Source organism: Pseudoxanthomonas sp., from assembly GCF_027498035.1.
In the GTDB taxonomy this organism is placed as follows: Bacteria; Pseudomonadota; Gammaproteobacteria; order Xanthomonadales; family Xanthomonadaceae; genus Pseudoxanthomonas_A.
In genome coordinates this window covers 2,682,189-2,697,703 of sequence record NZ_CP114978.1, presented here as the reverse complement: position 1 = coordinate 2,697,703, position 15,515 = coordinate 2,682,189, and the positions used below count along the sequence as shown (strand labels likewise).

Below are 15,515 nucleotides of genomic sequence, written 5' to 3'. Positions count from 1 at the left end.
GCGCCGAAAGACCCCGCCCGGACCACGGTCAATTGGGCGGCGGATGAATCCGCACAATCGAAAAGCCCTGGGAGGGGATCATGTTCATACGTAGCCAAGCGCCCGCGATGGGTGCCAAGGGTGTGTTGTGCCTGGCGATCACCGCCGCGTTGTGGACTCCGGTGGCCGGGGCGCAGGTCGCCGAGCCCGATGGTGTCACCGATCCCGCTGCCGTGTCGCAGGAAGGCAAGGCCCAGCGGGCCAACGAGACCACCACGCTGAAGACGGTCACCGTCACCGCCGAGCACCGCAGCCAGGACATCCAGAAAGTGGCCACGGCGATCACGGCGGTCAACGCCGAGGCGCTCAAGGAGCAGGGCAAGGTGACCCTGCAGGACGCCATCGCCAACGTGCCGGGCGTGGAGTTCCAGCAGTCCAATACCGGCGGTGGCTTCTACGTGCGCGGTATCGGCGCGCGCCTGCCCGGCGTGGACTCGCCGGTGTCCACCTTCTACGACGGGGTGTTCCAGGCGCGTTCGGAACTGACCAACCTGGGCATGCTCGACGTGGAGCGCATCGAGGTGCTGCGCGGCCCGCAAGGCACCTTGTATGGCCGCAATAACTCCGGCGGCACCGTCAACATCATCACCCACGACCCGATCCTGGGCGAGACCTCTGGCGATGTCACCGTGCAGGCCGGCAACTATTCGAAGGTGGGCACTTCGGCCGCGTTCAACGTGCCACTGACCCAGACCACCGCGCTGCGCGTGGCGCTGGGCACCAGCAGCCATGACGGCTACCTGAGCAACGGCCTCAACGATGAGGACAGCAAGTCGGCGCGGGTGAAGTGGCTGTGGAAGCCCAACGAGGACGTGAAGGTGCTGCTGACTGCCGACTACGCCCGCAATGGTGGCAAGGGCACCGGCAACGTCTACCTGCCCACCGATTCGCGCGGCGATGCCTGGTACGCGCCCGGCTACTCCACCCTGAGCTTCGCCGGCAGCACCATCTGTGGCGAAACCGACACCCCCAGCTGCGAGCCCTACCAGCGCACCGAGAACAAGAGCGGCCGCGCCGAGCTGGACTGGAACCTGGGCTGGAGCAACCTGACCTTCATCGCCGCCCACCAGACGTTCAGCAGCGACTACCGGCAGGTCTATTCCTACCTGCTTGAGGATGCCCATACCCCGGTCAGCCAGTCATCGACCGAACTGCGGCTGTCATCCAAGGACGACTCGCCGGTGACCTGGGTGGGCGGCCTGTACTGGCTCAAGTACGACGCTTCCGGCGGCTGGGTGCATAACTACTCGTTCAACAGCGATACCCAGACCGACAAGAACATCAACGAGACCGCGGCCCTCTTCGGCCAAGCCACCATCCCGTTGCGCGACACCACCCGCCTGACCATCGGCGGCCGCTATACCCGCGACAAGTACGAAACCAACACCACCAGCAGCGGCACCACGCTGGTCGCCGCCGCCTCGATGAAGAAGTTCACCTACAAGGCCGGCCTGGAGCAGGACGTGGGTGACAACACGATGCTGTTCGCCAACCTGTCCACCGGCTACCGCCAGGGCGGCGTCGGCGTCAGTTCGATCACCGGCGAGATCTACACCTATGCGCCGGAAACGATCACCGCCCTGGAGCTTGGCTGGAAGGGCAAGTTCCTGGACAACTCGCTGGTGCTCAACACCGACCTGTTCTGGTACCGCTACAAGGGTTACCAGCTGAGCACCAACTGGTACCCGGACCCGAGCGTGGCCGAGTACGAAACCCGCACCGCCAACGTCCCGGGCACGACCCTGATCGGTGGCATCGAAGTCGAGGGCAGGTGGCTGTTCACCGCGCAGGACAGCGTGGATTTCTCGGCTGCCTACAGCTACAACGACTACGCCCATGGTGATGTGCTGCTGGGCGCCAGTTCGGATGGCTACACCAGCATGGGCGGCCGCGAGATGGCGCGCATGCCCAAGTGGAAGTTGAGCGCCGGCTACAGCCATATCTGGGACCTGGCCAACGGTGGCAGCCTGACCGGCCGGATCGGTGCCAAGTATTCGACCAAGTACGTGACCGACCTGGTCTATTTCACTTACCTCAACCCGCAGTACTTCGTGCAGAAGGCGTATTCCATCTACGACGCCAACCTGAGCTACGACGATCCCACGGGTCGGTATACGGTCAGCGTCTATGGCAACAACCTCAGCAACGAAGCGGTGATCTACCAGGCCAACGCCGCCGGCACCGCCACGATGGGATCGATCAGCGCGCCGCGCACTTACGGCGTCAGTTTCACCGCGCGCTTCTGATCCCGCCCTGTTGCCGCTCCCGCCCCGGCTCGATACCGGGGCGGGCTGCTGTCTGCCGATCTTCCGGAGTTTCCCGTGTCCCAGCCTTTGCCTGCCCTGAAGTCGCTGTCCCTGGCCCTGTCCACCGCCCTGCTGCTGGGCGCCTGCCAGCAGGCCACGCCGGCGCCGGAGGGCGCGGCCACCGCCTCCGTTACCGCACCTGCCGCTGCTCCCGCGGCGGCTGCCCCGGCCGGCGGCGGCTTCCCCGAGATGCCCAGCACCGCCCAGACCGACTACCGCGCCGGCCTGTACGTGGTCGACGGCAAGGTGGTCAAGGACAGAACCGAGGCGACCGCCTTTGGCGGTGGCCAGGTCAAGGACGGCGGTGCCGATAACCTGGCCATCGCCACCCAGGGCCGCAACGATTTCAATGCGGTGCTGGTGCGTGGCAATGGCCAGTACACCCTGAGCCACGCCAAGCTCGACCTGCATGGGGATGGCAGCAACGACTTCCTCGGCCTGGGCGCCGGCGCGATGGTCGAAGGCGGCGCCACCCTGGTCATCCGCGACAGCAGCATCCAGACCTATGGCGTGATCGCCAGCACCATTGCGGCGTTGTCCAAGGGCGTGCTCAAGGTCTACGACTCCACCTTGCATGCGCATGGCGGCCCGCTGCCGCCCGGCTACGTGCCGCACATCGGCCCGGGCATGATGGAGGTGCCGGCGCCGTTGAAGATTACCGGCACCGCACGCGCCGCGCTGACCGCAGGGGATTCCAAGAGCTATTTCTACAACAGCACGGTGATCGCCGATGGCTGGGGCGCGTTGTCCACCGATGCGCCCGGCGCTTCCTACCTGGAAGCCAACGACACCATCGTAAAGGTGAACAACAGCGGCTACGGCACCTATGCCGACCACGACTGCACAGTCGTGATCAACCGCGGCAGCTTCGACGTGCCCAGCTATGCCGGCGTGGTCGCCGGCCCCGGCAGCCTGACCTTCAACGGCCTCAAGTCGATGTCGCACGGCAATACCGTGATGATCCACAGCGTCATGGGCAAGCCCGCGGAGATCAGCAAACTGGCCATCAAGGGCGGCCAGTACCGCAGCGATTCCGATGCCATCCTGGTCAAGAGCGCCAATGCTGACATCGAGATCGACGGGGCCACGCTGGAGGCCGGAAACGGCGTGCTCGTACATGCGATCGTCAATGACGACCGCGCCGCCACCAAGGTCAACGGCGAGCAGGTGAGCGGCGTGCGCGTCAGCCTGGCCCATACCCAGGTCGAGGGCAACATCGTCCATGAGGACGGCGACCGCCACATGCAGTTGAGCCTGAAGGACAGCCGCCTGAAGGGGGCCATCCACGATGCCGAAGTCAGCCTGGACTCGGGCAGCCGTTGGCTGGCCACCGGCAATTCCCGCGTGCTGCTGGCCGGCAGCGTGCAGTTGGCGCAGATCGATGCCCCCACCGGCGTCACCATCGAGGCCGTGGCCGGCCAGGGCAGCACGCTCACCGGCACCCAGCGCCTGGCCAGTGGCGGCACCCTGAAGATCACGCAAGGCCAGCCCACGCACTGACGCGATCGGCACCACCCGGCAGGCCGGCAACCATCACCGGCATCCATGGGGAGCATTCCAATATCCGATTTCATTGCTGCACTGCGGCCGGAGTAGCGTCCCCGCCGACGCGACCGAACGAACGAAATTTTCAGGTTTGGCGTGATCGCGAACACGGTGCCGCCGTGGCGTAGATGCCGCCGCCGGTAGTCCCGCGGGAAGCGCTTCCGATCTGGTCCGCAGCACATGATTCCTGGGAGGGAACCAATATGTCCGGGTACCACCGTTGCACCCCGGCGCCGACGCGCCGGCATCTTCCGTTGGCCATCATGGCCTGCCTGGCGCTGCCCGTGCTTGCGCATGCGCAGGACGAAGTTTCCAGCAAGACCAAGACCCTGGATGAAGTCGTCGTGACCGCGCAGAAGCGCAGTGAGCGTCTGCAGGACACCCCGGTGTCCGCCGCCGTGGTGTCGCAGCAAGCGCTGGAAGACGCCAACGCCAGCGACATCTCCGACCTCAACAAGCTGGTGCCGTCGGTGCAATTGAAGGGCACCAACAACGGCCGCGTGCCGATCGCGATGCGCGGCATCTCCACCAATGCCGACGAGACCACCGTCGGCCTGACCTCGGGCGTGCTGATCATGATCGACGGCGTGCCGGTGTCTTCCGACGCGGCGGGCGTCAACGAGTTGTCCGACCTGGCCAGCGTCGAGGTATTGAAGGGACCACAGTCCACCCTGGGTGGCCGTGCCGCCTCGGCCGGCGTGATCAACCTGGTGACGCGCAAGCCGACCGATTATTGGAGCGGCGCGTTCAGCGCGATGGGGACCAACGACGGTGAGAACAAGGTGGATGCGTTCCTGTCCGGCCCGATCAGCGAGGGAGCCTCGTTCAGCCTGTCGGCCTACAACCACCACGTGGTGCTGCCGATCCACAACATCGCCACCAGCAAGGACTCCACGACCGACAGCGATGGCGCGCGCCTGAAGCTGTTGCTGCGGCCCTCCGACAACGTGGACGTGACCCTGGCCGCGCACGGCTACAAGATCGACGCCAGGGGCGGCAGCTTCACCTACCAGTACCTGACCCAGCAGGACATCTTCTCCGGGCGCTTGCCGGTGACGGCCGATAGCGCCGCGTACTCCGCAGTGATGGCCGGGGTCACCCCGCACTGGGGCAATACCGATTACAACTCGCCGGTGGACATGCGTGCACAGACCAGCGGCAGCGACTTCAGCGCCAACGTCGACTGGCGCCTGGGCGACTACACCATCAGCTCGACCACCGCCTACCAGCGCGAGCGTCAGCACATGGTGCAGGACGCGGGCGCCGTCGCGACCTACTGGGAAGACGGCCTGACCGATGCGATGTGCGATCTCACCGGTGCCGCTGCGTTCTGCGCTGCGTCCTGGGACAACGCCCAGCACATCATCCTCAAGCCGACCACCAAGTCGCAGGAATTCAAGATCGCCTCGCCGCTGGATGGCCCGGTCAGCTTCGTCGCCGGCGTGTTCTACTCCGAGACCGACGTATGGAGCAGCGGCCTGCGTACGATGTTCTTCAATCCCTACGACTACGTGGTGGATTCGAACACCAAGACCCTGGATGCCTACGGCCGTTTCACCTGGAAGCTGCCGGGCGATTTCGACTTGCTGACCGGCCTGCGCTTCAACCATGACAAGGTCAGCTACTGGAAGTACGGCAGCTACGACAACCAGGCCACCTACTACTACAGCAGCAACGAGGCCAGCGAAAACACCTGGGTTGGCGACCTGACCTTGCGCAAGCACTTCACGCCCGATGCAATGGGCTACCTGACCCTGGCGCGCGGCTACAAGCCGATGGCCTTCAACACCGCCGCAGCGCTTTCCTCGAACGATGCGCTGGATCCGGTGGACAACGAGACCGTCGACAACATCGAGCTGGGCCTGAAGCTGTCGCTGCTGGATCGCAGCCTGACGATCGACAGCGCGTTGTTCCAGACCACCTATCGCGACTACCAGGTCCAGACCTACGAAACCAGCAACGGCTACCTGGCCGACCTGCACCTGTCCAGCGCGGGCAAGGCGCGCACCCGCGGCGTCGAATCGGACGTGAAGTGGGCCGCCAGCGAAGCCCTGCGTGTCACTGGCAGCCTGGCCTGGATCCAGGCCAAATTCGTCGATTTCCAGGGTGCGCCGTGCTGGGGTGGCAATACCAGCCAGACCGAGGCCGAGGGCTGCGTCGATGGCACCTACCAGGACCTCTCCGGCAAATCGATGCCGGATGCGCCGAAGTTCAAAGCCAACGTCGGCGTGGACTACACCTGGTTTGGCAACAATGCCAAGCGCCCCGACCTGACCCTGTCCGGTCAGTACGCCTGGCGCAGCGGCACCTACATGCAGGCCGACAACAACCCGTACACCTGGCAGCCGGCATTCGGCCTGTTCAACCTGTCGCTGACCGGCAAATGGAACAACGGCAAGTTCACTGCCTCGCTGTTCGTCAACAACGTGTTCGACAAGTTCTACCTGGTCAACGTCACCGATAACTTCAGCGGCATCTGGAGCGACTCGGCGATTGCCATCACCGGCCAGCCGGCGCGCGATTCGAGTCGCTATGCCGGCGTGCGCCTGAATTGGAACTTTGACTGACGCGATCGTGTGCAGGCGCGGCTTCCGCCGCAACGGGCCTTTGCCGGGAGTCGATCGGTACGGCCCCAACCCGGCCAGTACGGCCACCTGGCTGTCCACGCCGTCTCGATCCAGCTGGGCGGGGTGGGCGGTGAGTTCGCTGGCGCCGGAACAGTTGCAGTAGTGCTGGGAACGGAACCTCGGCGGCTAGCGCCGGATGTGCCATTGCCCCGGCAATGGCAGGCGTCACGCGTTATGCCGTTGCCGAGACGTCTTCCCAGAACGCGATGCCGTCTTCGTCCTGGCGTACGCCGGTGGCCGGCTGCCTGGCCGAGCCGCGCACGATCAGCCTTCCGGGAACCTGGGTACGCTGCTGTGCGGGCGGCTTGCCCGCCAACAGCTGGCGCAGGATGCGGATGGTCTCGGTGACCATCGACGCCGCCGGTTGCGAATAGGTGGTCAGCGAGAACCCGGGCCAGCGAGCGATGTCCACGTCGTCGAAGCCGACGATGGACACGTCGCGGCCCGGTTCCAGCCCGAATTCGATCCGCGCCACCTGCAATGCCGCCATCGCCATGTGGTCGTTGGCGCAGAAGATCGCATCCGGGCGCTGGGCGGGCTTGAGCAGCCGGCGCGTGGCGGCCAGAGCGCCGTCGAAGGTGTAGTAACCCTCCTCGCGCCGCGGCCGGGGATGGCCCAGCTCGGCCAGGCGCTCGACGAAGCCGCGCTCGCGCTCGCGGGTGGTCGAGGATTCACTGGCGCCTGCGAGGAACGCGAAGCGCTGGTGGCCGCCGGTGGCCAGATAGCTGGCGATGGTGCGGCCACCGAGCACGTTGCTGCCACTGACCCCGGGCGTGGTGCTGTCGGCATCGACGGTGTTGAACATCACCACCGGCACGCCCACCCGCGCGCATTCGGCGGCCAGCCGTGAGGACAGGCTGGTGGAGGCCAGGATCAAGGCGTCCACCCGGTAGCGCAGCAACTCTTCCAGCGCAGGGTCGGCCTCGCTGCGGCCATGGGTGATGAATAGCAGCACGCGGTAGCCGGCCTTGCCCAGTTCGTCGGACAGCCGCTGCAGCACCTGCGGGTAGAACTGATTGTCCAGGTAGGTCAGCGCCACCCCGACGATCTGCGAGCGCTGCGTGCTCAGCGAGCGGGCCAGGTGGTTGGGTGTGTAGTTGAGCTTGGCGGCTGCTGCCAGCACGCGCGCGCGGGTGATCTCGGACACGCTCGCACCGGGGGTGAAGGTGCGCGACACCGCCGATTGCGACACCTCGGCCAGTTCGGCCACATCCGAGGCGGTGGCCGGCCGGCCCGGCGGGAGTCTGGGTGGCATCAGGTGGCGATCCTGTACCGGCGTGGCCGGGAATTCAGCCTGCTCATTGCTGTCATCAGCAATTTCGATTTCATGGGAGCCCCGCGCCTGAATATAGTCGGTTGCGTAGTAACGAGGTACATTTTTGCATTGGTTTGCATACGTATGCAAAGTAAATCCGGAGTCACCCGCCACGATGGCCGGGGCTTCGCAAGGCGCCGGCGGGTTTCTCGTCGTTATTCCCGGCAACCGAAGACTTGATGATTGCCTGGGAGGGTAACCATGCACCGCAATCGAACGCGCCACCGCCGCGTCACCTAGTCGCCTGCGCCGCCCTGGCGCGCTCCACCGCAATGCACCTTTCCGACCGCGCCGCTCCGCAGTGCCGCGCGGGAGTGGTCGCTGCGTGCCTTGTCGCCACTTTTCGCATTCCAACGGGTCTGGATCGAATACCGATGAAGAAGTTATCGCGCAACAAGATCGGCATGGGCGTGCTATCGCTGCTGCTGGGTGTCAGTGTCGCCGCCCTGGCCGCGGAGCAGGACGTCGCCGCGGCTGGTGGGCCGAAGATGATGGCACCACGCTCGTTGGACATCCGCCCTTACGTCGATGAGGTGGATGCCAACCATGACGGCTGCATGAGCTATCAGGAATGGGTGGTGAAGGCTGGGGCGCCGCTGTCGTCCTACAACATGCTCAAGGACGATAAGGGCTGCGTCACCTACGAGCGCATGTTCAACGAGTCCGCGCCAGGCGGCATCGACGCCAATGGCGATGGCAAGCTGACGTTGGCTGAAATGAAGGCCTTCGACAAGAAGATGGCGCCGCTGATGAAAGACAGACCTGCGCCCGTGCAGCAGTGATCCCGCGTGGGCCCGGCGCCCACTTGCGTTCCAACCACCCGGCAACGACAGCGCCCCCGGCGCGGCACGGCGAGCTATGGCCGTGATCAGGCATTGGAGAACACCATGAATCACAAGAACACCCTGGCAATAGCGGTGATGTTGGCCCTGCAGTGGCCGGTATTGGCCGTCGCCCAGGAAGCCACGCAGGACGATGCGCAGGCCGCCGCCCAATCAGTTGCCAGCACCGGCAAGAGCGAGCCGCGCACCCTCGGCCAGGTCACCGTGACCGCCGAACGTCGTGAGGAAAACATCCAGAAAACCGCGGTGGCGATCAGTGCCGTTGACGGCCAGCAGATCCGCGAGCGTGGCCTGGTCAACATCGGCGACGTGTTGTCGCAGACCCCGGCCGTGGTGATGCAGAACACCAGCAAGGGACAGAGTGTCTTCATCCGCGGCGTCGGCTCGACCGGCGACGCCCAAGAAGGTGGAGACCCCGCCGTCAACATGAGTCTGGACGGTTTCTACCAGCAGCAGGCCGCGGTCGCCCTGGCCAACACCCTGGACGTACAACGGATCGAAGTGCTGCGTGGCCCGCAGGGCACGCTATACGGTCGAAATTCCAACGCCGGCAGCGTCAACATCATCACCAACGACCCGGTGCTGGGCGAGTTCTCCGGCAGTACCCAGTTGCAGCTGGGCAACTACAACACCGTGCGCACCGATGCGGCGATCAACCTGCCGGTCAACGACCAGCTGGCGGTGCGGGTGGCCTACGCAACCGCCAAGCACGATGGTTACCTCTCCAATGGCGCCAATGCCGAGGACAGCAACTCAGCGCGGGTGAAGTTCCTGTACGAGCCCAGCGACAAGCTGAAGATCCGCCTGACCGCCGACCACTCGCGTGAGACCGGCACGCCGCAGGCGACCGTGCCCTTGCCGCTGTCCAGTTCCGACCCATGGGCGGCCGTGGTCGTGTCCGGCGTGCAGGACACCGAGATGTCGCGCGTGTATGCGCAGCTGGACTACGACCTGGGCTTTGCCACCTTCTCCTGGCTGCCGGGTTATGCCCATACCCACCAGTATCAGGATTCGGAACTGCTGATCGTCGGCGCCAGTGCGCAGGACACCTCCGAGTACGCCAAATCCAACGAGTTCCGGCTGGTGTCCAAGGACAGCCCGGTCAAGTGGGTGGCGGGCATGTACTACTTCAACGCCACCGATACGGTGAACCCGGACCCCACGCTCAAGGTCAACGCCACCCACAGCAGCTCCAGTGCCGGCGACCTGATCCTGAGCTCGTCCGAATCCACCACCTATGCGCTGTATGGCCAGGCCACGTTTCCGGTCACCGAGCGGCTGCGCCTGGTCACCGGCGGCCGCTACACCATCGATGACAAGTCCAAGGACTTCCTGATCTACCAGGCCGAGCACAGCTTCACGGTCGGTCCGGACTACTCGGCCAGCTGGCATTCCTGGACCTGGAAGGAAGGACTGGAATACGACCTGGCCGAGCACTCGATGCTGTATGCCCAAGCCAGCAACGGCCTGAAGGCCGGTGGCATCAACAATGTCGACGGATCCATCTACGAGCCGGAGAAGATCACTGCGTTCGAGGCCGGCATCAAGAACCGCTTCTTCGACAATCGCCTGCAGATCAACGCCAGCACGTACTACTACGACTACAAGAACTTCCAGGCCAACCTGGCGTACCCGGATGCCACCGCCTCGGGCGGTTTCAGCCAGAAGATCCAGAACGCAGCGACCGCGCGCATCTACGGTGGCGAACTGGAAACGAGCTGGATGCCGACCACCAGCGACCGCTTCGACCTGAGCGTGGCTTACCTGCATGCCCGCTTTGGCCGCTTCGTCTATACCGACAGTTCGGGCGTGGTCGACCGGACGGGGGAGAAGATGCCGAACTCGCCGACGCTGTCAGGACTCTTCAGCTACAGCCACTACTGGGACCTGGCCTCTGGCGCCAGCATCAATGCGCGGCTTGATGTGCGCTATTCGGGCAAGTACGACTCCAGCATCGACGACGTCGCCGGCGGCTGGGACATCCAGTCCGGCTTCACCCGCAGCGATTTCTCGCTCAACTACACCGCGGCATCCGGGCGTTGGGGCCTGCGTGGTTACGTGCGCAACATCGAGAACAAGGCACAGCTGCTGTTCTCGTTGGTGCCCAATGCCGCCATTGCCGGCGCCATGGTCAGCGACCCGCGCACCTATGGCGTTGCGGTCAACGTCAATTTCTGAAACGCAGCGGCCGCGCCTCGTCAAGGCCAGGCCGATCCTTTATCAACGCAGGGAACATCGGATGAAAATGAAAGCATTGGCGGCCGGCCTGGCACTTGGCCTGGCCTTGAGCGCATGCAAGCAGCAGCCCGTCGAAGGCACCGCACCGGGCGCGCCTGCTGAAGCGGCGGCGCCAGCGACCGGAAGCATCTCCGACGGCCAGCGCGCTGTGGACACCATCCAGATCCAGAACCTGATGAGCCGGCATGAATACATGCACGCCGCCGGTCGCAACCTGGAGGAACTGGACAGCTACTGGGTCTCGCGCAACGGCAAGTTCGCCGCCACTGCCACCTTCGGCAGCCCGGCCTGGGTGATGTACGGGGTGGAGACCATCCGCAAGGCCTACGGCGAGAAGAGCCATGCCGACGCCGAGGCAGCGCGCAAGCAGCTGTCAGGAATCGATCCTTCGGTGAAGGACACCGATGCGTTCTTCGGCGCCGGCGCCGAGTGGGTCATGCACAACAGCACCACGCCGATCATCGAGATCGCCGACGACGGCAAGACCGCGCAGGGCGCCTGGTATTCGCCGGGCATCGGGGTGATGCCGCAGTACCAGGACGGCAAGATCCACCTGCAGTCGATGCTGTTCAACGAGAAGTACGGCGGCGACTTCATCAAGGAGGATGGCAAGTGGAGGATCTGGCACCTGCAGATGGCCTACGACTTCGTGCCGGGCCTGCCGGAAGACATGCTCAAGCAGCTCAATGAGCAACTGGGCGCGCTGGCCCTGGGGCACCCGCTGAAGCAGACCGGGGGCGAGGCTGGCGAGCGCATGGGCGGCGAGTTGCCCGAGGGTTTCCGCAAGCCGCTGTACAGCTATCCGGCCTACAGCCCGCAGCGCGCCTCGGTGATCTGGCCCAAGCTGCCCGAGCCGTACGCCACCTTCAGCAAGTCCAAGTACACCAACTGCAACTGCGAGCAGGACGTGCCGGCCGAGGCCAGCTCCCCGTAATCCCTTGCCCCCACCCCGGGCTGCCGGGGTGGAGGGTCACTCAGAAGCGAGATTCCATGAAAACGAACAAGAATGCGTCCAAGGCGACGGCCTGGCTGGCCGCGCCGCTGTTGGCCCTGGCCGGTGCAGTTGTGCCGTTGGCGGCACAGGCCGCCCCCACCACTGCCAGTGGGGCGTGCGACCGCCAGTGCATGTCCTCGCTGGTCGACCAGCTCCTGCAATCGATGGTGGCGCGCGATCCCGACCGCCTGCCGCTGGCGCGCGCGTATTCGGCCAGCGAGAACTCGCACCCGGCCGCGCTGGGCATGATGACGCTGTGGAGTTCGGTCACCCGGGCGGGCAGGCCGGACCTGCTGGCCATCGATACCGTCGCCGGCCAGGCGTTCTTCGAACTGCAGATCGAAGAGGGCGGCAGCCCGTCGATGCTGTGGGGCCGGGTCAAGGTGGTCGACCGCAAGCTGTCCGAGCTGGAGTTCTTCATCAACCGCTCGCGTGGCGACCATGGCTTCTCGTACTCGGCCAAGGACGCGCCGGCCAACCTGAAGCGCTGGATGACGCCTCCGCGCAACCGGGCCAAGGCGAGCCGCGCCGAACTGGAGCAGCTGAGCCGGGCGGCCTTCAGCACCGAGGTTCCCTACGAGATCGCGGTTGACCCGGATTGCTCGTTCCTGGAAGCCGGTTCGAAGGTCATCGACCCGGGCCTGGGCGACAGCGACCGACCGGGCGACCCGAACGCGCCGCTGGGCTGCATGTTCCCGCCGTTCCGGCCGGTCGACAGCAAGGCCCGCGAGATCGTGATCGACGAAGAGCTGGGCATCGTGGTCGATGCCGGCATGGTCCCCGGCCGCGTGTATCCGTATCCCTTCTACGGCCACATGATCTCGGCCTTCATTCCCGACCAGATGAAGCAGGCCCAGGATGCCCAGCAGCAATGGTTGGACAAGCAGCTGGTCGGCAAGGGCGCGGGGCTGGTCAAGCCGATGCCGGCGGTGGGCGAGACGATGCAGGTGCTGCAGGTCTACGACGGCAAGCTGCAGGGTTCGCAGATCAACGTCCACCTGTTGGGACCAGGCTCCAGGTCGTTGTGGGTGCCTTGATCCACAGCGGCGTGTAAGCGGTCCATCGTCGATTGGCTCCGGTGCTGCTGGCGTTCGACCACGCCGTATCGTGCGGAGGATTCCGCCGGATACGGCGTGGTGTTCCCATGCCTGCCCCGGGGTATGCGCCGCGTAGATGGCAAGCATGGCGAAACCCCATTTCCGCCGGCAACAGTGGCCGGCTAATGTGGGAAAACCCCGTCGTGGGGGCGGCCCTGAGCGCTGTCCTGGACAAGGCGGGGGCTATCGGGAGGAAGTGCGTGAACATCATTGGTCTGGATTCGCTGGTCTTCGGCGTCGACGATTACGACGCCTCGGTGCGTTGCCTGCAGGACTACGGCCTGAAGCAGGCGCACCGTGGCATGGAAGGCGGCCTCTACGAGGCGCTGGACGGCACCTCCATCGAGGTGCGCCGTGCCGGCGACGCAGGCCTGCCCAGCGCGATCTCGCGCTCGCCCAACATCCGAGAAACCATCTACGGCGTCGCCGACCAGGCGACCCTGGACGCGATCGGCGCCGAGCTGTCCAAGGACCGCCCGGCGCTGCTCGATGCCGAGGGCGTGCTGCACAGCCGCGACGATTCCGGCATCGCCATCGGCTTCCGGGTCACCGTGCGCCGGCCGATCGTGGCCCCGCCGGTGCTGATCAACGTGCCGGGCATGCCCCCGCAGCGGCCGCCGAACGTGGTCGCCGCCGACCCCGGCGCCATGTCGGAGCCACGCTCGCTCTCGCACGTGGTGTACTTCGTGCCAGATGTGGCCAAGGCAGAGCGCTTCTACGTGGAACGGCTGGGCTTCCGCATGATCGACCGCTTCTCCAACGTGGGGCCGTTCCTGCGCCCGGCCGGGACCCAGGAACACCACACCCTGTTCCTGATCCAGGCGCCCGAGCACATGCTGGGCATCAACCACTTCACCTTCCACATGGCCGGTGCCAGCGAGCTGCTGCAGGCTGGCTGGAAGTTCCGCGAGAAGGGCTGGAAGGGCTTCTGGGGCCCGGGCCGGCACATCTTCGGTTCCAACTACTTCTGGTACTTCAACAGCCCGTTCGGCGGGGCGATCGAGTACGACGCCGACATGGACCTGCACGACGACAGCTGGGTGCCGCGTGAGGTCGATGCGGCCGAGGATACGTCGCAGATCTTCCTGTTCGAACATCGTCCACTGTGGTTCCCGCGTGGCGGCGACCCGCACTGAGGCGCTGCCGGCACCCTGGCAACCGGTGTGTCGGCTGGATGACCTGGCCGACGGCAGGGCGCGCGGCTTCGCTACCGATCCGCGTGGCGATGATGGCGCCTTCGTGGTCAAGCGCGACGGCGGGCTGTATGCCTACCGCAACCTGTGCCCGCACAACCTGCGGCCACTGGAGTACGCCAAGGACCGGTTCCTGAGCGCCGATGGCAGCGACATCATCTGCTACGCCCACGGCGCGCATTTCAACATCGTCGATGGCGTCTGCAGTTATGGGCCCTGCCTCGGCGAACGCCTCATGACGTTGCCTGTGCGGGTGCACGCCGATTGGATCTGGGTGGCGCTTTCGCCGGTGCCTGACCAGGCGTCCCAATGACACCCGTGCCTGAGTACCTCAATCCGGCCACCTTGAAGCCGCCTCCGGCGACCTATTCGCACCTGAGCCGGGCCGGCTACCTGGTGTTCCTTGCCGGACAGGCGGGCAGCGACGCCGAAGGCCGTCTGGGAGTCGATGTCGCTTCCCAGGCCCGGCAGGTGTTCGAGAACCTGCGGCTCGCGCTCGAATCGCAGGGCTTGGGACTGCGCCACCTGCTGCGGATCACGATCTATCTGGTCGACAGCGCGCTGGTGCTGCCGTTTGAAGCGGAAATGGCGGACCTGATGCCGCGCCTGTTTCCCGATGGTCGCTATCCGCCGAGCACGCTGCTGGTGGTCCATGCGCTGGCCCGGCCGGCGTTGCTGGTCGAGATTGACGGCGTGGCGTTGGGTTGAAGGCACTTTGGGCCTGGCAGCTGGCCTGCGCTGCCTACCAGAACCATTCCTTACGGCCGCTTTTCCAGCGGCGCCTGGCCATGTCCAGGTAGACGGTCAGGCCGGTGATCGAAAACACCAACAGGGCCATGCCGCTCAACAGCACGAGCATGACCCCGGGCCAGCTGGCGAAGGCGCCGCGGTGCAGGTATTCGAGCCAGCCGTGCGCACTGCCCCGCCAGGCCGGCATCCCGTCCGGCCCGGGCGGAGCCAGCGGGAGTCGCACGCCGCTGCGGGCGTCGAACAGGATCGACGCGCCGTGCCCCTGTGGTTGCAGCTCGATCCGCAGTTGCGGGCCCTGTGCGGATAAGGTGATCGAACGCAGTGCAAGGTTTTCGTTGCCGGCCTGGCGCAGCGCTTTCTGCAGCAGGGCGGCGCTTTCCTCGAGTGGCAGCGCCGCGGCCGGGGCGCTGGGCGCTACCGGTTTGCTGCCGCGGCGTTCCAGCGCGGTTGGCGAGGTCATGTCGTCCAGCGCCAGCAGCGTGCCGGTGATGCTCATGAACAGCAGGAACAGCCCGAAGACAGGGGCCAGCCAACGGTGGTACTTGCGCATGCCCGGTGCTCCCGGTGGC

Annotated in this window: 12 protein-coding genes; 10 read left to right on the top strand and 2 right to left on the bottom strand. The window is 65.6% G+C overall.

What is annotated here, in order from left to right; genetic code table 11:
• Positions 1–80: 80 nt before the first annotated feature.
• The 3 genes from O8I58_RS11715 to O8I58_RS11705 all read left to right on the top strand — a co-directional run bounded on the left by O8I58_RS11715 (position 81) and on the right by O8I58_RS11705 (position 6,457).
• On the top strand, positions 81–2,285 hold the full coding sequence (locus tag O8I58_RS11715) for a TonB-dependent receptor (RefSeq protein ID WP_298316042.1): 2,205 nt from the start codon (positions 81–83) through the stop codon (positions 2,283–2,285).
• 75 nt (positions 2,286–2,360) lie between these two features.
• Entirely contained in the window at positions 2,361–3,845 is a 1,485-nt protein-coding gene (locus O8I58_RS11710; RefSeq protein ID WP_298316039.1) for a hypothetical protein, read from the top strand.
• A gap of 248 nt (positions 3,846–4,093) precedes the next feature.
• Positions 4,094–6,457, top strand: coding sequence for a TonB-dependent receptor (locus tag O8I58_RS11705; RefSeq protein WP_298316036.1), 2,364 nt, complete (start codon positions 4,094–4,096; stop codon positions 6,455–6,457).
• A 232-nt stretch (positions 6,458–6,689) separates the two neighbouring features.
• Here O8I58_RS11705 and O8I58_RS11700 read toward each other — a convergent pair whose 3' ends face one another.
• On the bottom strand, positions 6,690–7,772 hold the full coding sequence (locus O8I58_RS11700; protein ID WP_298316033.1) for a LacI family DNA-binding transcriptional regulator: 1,083 nt from the start codon (positions 7,770–7,772) through the stop codon (positions 6,690–6,692).
• Between the two features lie 239 nt (positions 7,773–8,011).
• On the opposite strand from O8I58_RS11700, the gene O8I58_RS11695 reads away from it, so the two are divergent.
• The 7 genes from O8I58_RS11695 to O8I58_RS11665 all read left to right on the top strand — a co-directional run bounded on the left by O8I58_RS11695 (position 8,012) and on the right by O8I58_RS11665 (position 14,904).
• Positions 8,012–8,614 (top strand): EF-hand domain-containing protein, encoded by a 603-nt coding sequence (locus O8I58_RS11695; protein WP_298316030.1) that lies wholly within the window; start codon positions 8,012–8,014, stop codon positions 8,612–8,614.
• Positions 8,615–8,719: 105 nt separating this feature from the next.
• The gene (locus O8I58_RS11690) at positions 8,720–10,852 is read left to right on the top strand and encodes a TonB-dependent receptor (RefSeq protein ID WP_298316027.1); all 2,133 of its coding nucleotides are present in this window, start codon (positions 8,720–8,722) and stop codon (positions 10,850–10,852) included.
• Positions 10,853–10,913: 61 nt separating this feature from the next.
• Positions 10,914–11,846, top strand: a complete 933-nt coding sequence (locus O8I58_RS11685; protein ID WP_298316024.1) for a nuclear transport factor 2 family protein — start codon at positions 10,914–10,916, stop codon at positions 11,844–11,846.
• 56 nt (positions 11,847–11,902) lie between these two features.
• Positions 11,903–12,943, top strand: coding sequence for a hypothetical protein (locus O8I58_RS11680; RefSeq protein WP_298316021.1), 1,041 nt, complete (start codon positions 11,903–11,905; stop codon positions 12,941–12,943).
• 260 nt (positions 12,944–13,203) lie between these two features.
• Positions 13,204–14,139 carry a VOC family protein gene (locus O8I58_RS11675; protein WP_298316018.1) on the top strand — a complete coding sequence of 312 codons (936 nt, stop codon included), beginning with the start codon at positions 13,204–13,206 and terminating at the stop codon, positions 14,137–14,139.
• Entirely contained in the window at positions 14,120–14,509 is a 390-nt protein-coding gene (locus O8I58_RS11670; protein WP_298316016.1) for a Rieske (2Fe-2S) protein, read from the top strand. Before O8I58_RS11675 ends, O8I58_RS11670 begins: the two co-directional genes overlap by 20 nt.
• Entirely contained in the window at positions 14,506–14,904 is a 399-nt protein-coding gene (locus tag O8I58_RS11665; RefSeq protein WP_298316013.1) for a RidA family protein, read from the top strand. Before O8I58_RS11670 ends, O8I58_RS11665 begins: the two co-directional genes overlap by 4 nt.
• A 34-nt stretch (positions 14,905–14,938) precedes the next feature.
• Here the strand turns inward: O8I58_RS11665 and O8I58_RS11660 are convergent, their stop codons facing one another.
• Positions 14,939–15,496 carry a PepSY domain-containing protein gene (locus O8I58_RS11660; protein WP_298316010.1) on the bottom strand — a complete coding sequence of 186 codons (558 nt, stop codon included), beginning with the start codon at positions 15,494–15,496 and terminating at the stop codon, positions 14,939–14,941.
• Positions 15,497–15,515: the final 19 nt, after the last annotated feature.

Bases quoted from the DNA above. Each gene is read 5' to 3' on its own strand.
- O8I58_RS11715 (WP_298316042.1), top strand. From the start codon at position 81: ATGTTCATACGTAGCCAAGCGCCCGCGATGGGTGCCAAGGGTGTGTTG.
- O8I58_RS11705 (WP_298316036.1), top strand. From the start codon at position 4,094: ATGTCCGGGTACCACCGTTGCACCCCGGCGCCGACGCGCCGGCATCTT.
- O8I58_RS11700 (WP_298316033.1), bottom strand. From the start codon at position 7,772: ATGCCACCCAGACTCCCGCCGGGCCGGCCGGCCACCGCCTCGGATGTG.
- O8I58_RS11695 (WP_298316030.1), top strand. From the start codon at position 8,012: ATGATTGCCTGGGAGGGTAACCATGCACCGCAATCGAACGCGCCACCG.
- O8I58_RS11690 (WP_298316027.1), top strand. From the start codon at position 8,720: ATGAATCACAAGAACACCCTGGCAATAGCGGTGATGTTGGCCCTGCAG.
- O8I58_RS11685 (WP_298316024.1), top strand. From the start codon at position 10,914: ATGAAAATGAAAGCATTGGCGGCCGGCCTGGCACTTGGCCTGGCCTTG.
- O8I58_RS11680 (WP_298316021.1), top strand. From the start codon at position 11,903: ATGAAAACGAACAAGAATGCGTCCAAGGCGACGGCCTGGCTGGCCGCG.
- O8I58_RS11665 (WP_298316013.1), top strand. From the start codon at position 14,506: ATGACACCCGTGCCTGAGTACCTCAATCCGGCCACCTTGAAGCCGCCT.
- O8I58_RS11660 (WP_298316010.1), bottom strand. From the start codon at position 15,496: ATGCGCAAGTACCACCGTTGGCTGGCCCCTGTCTTCGGGCTGTTCCTG.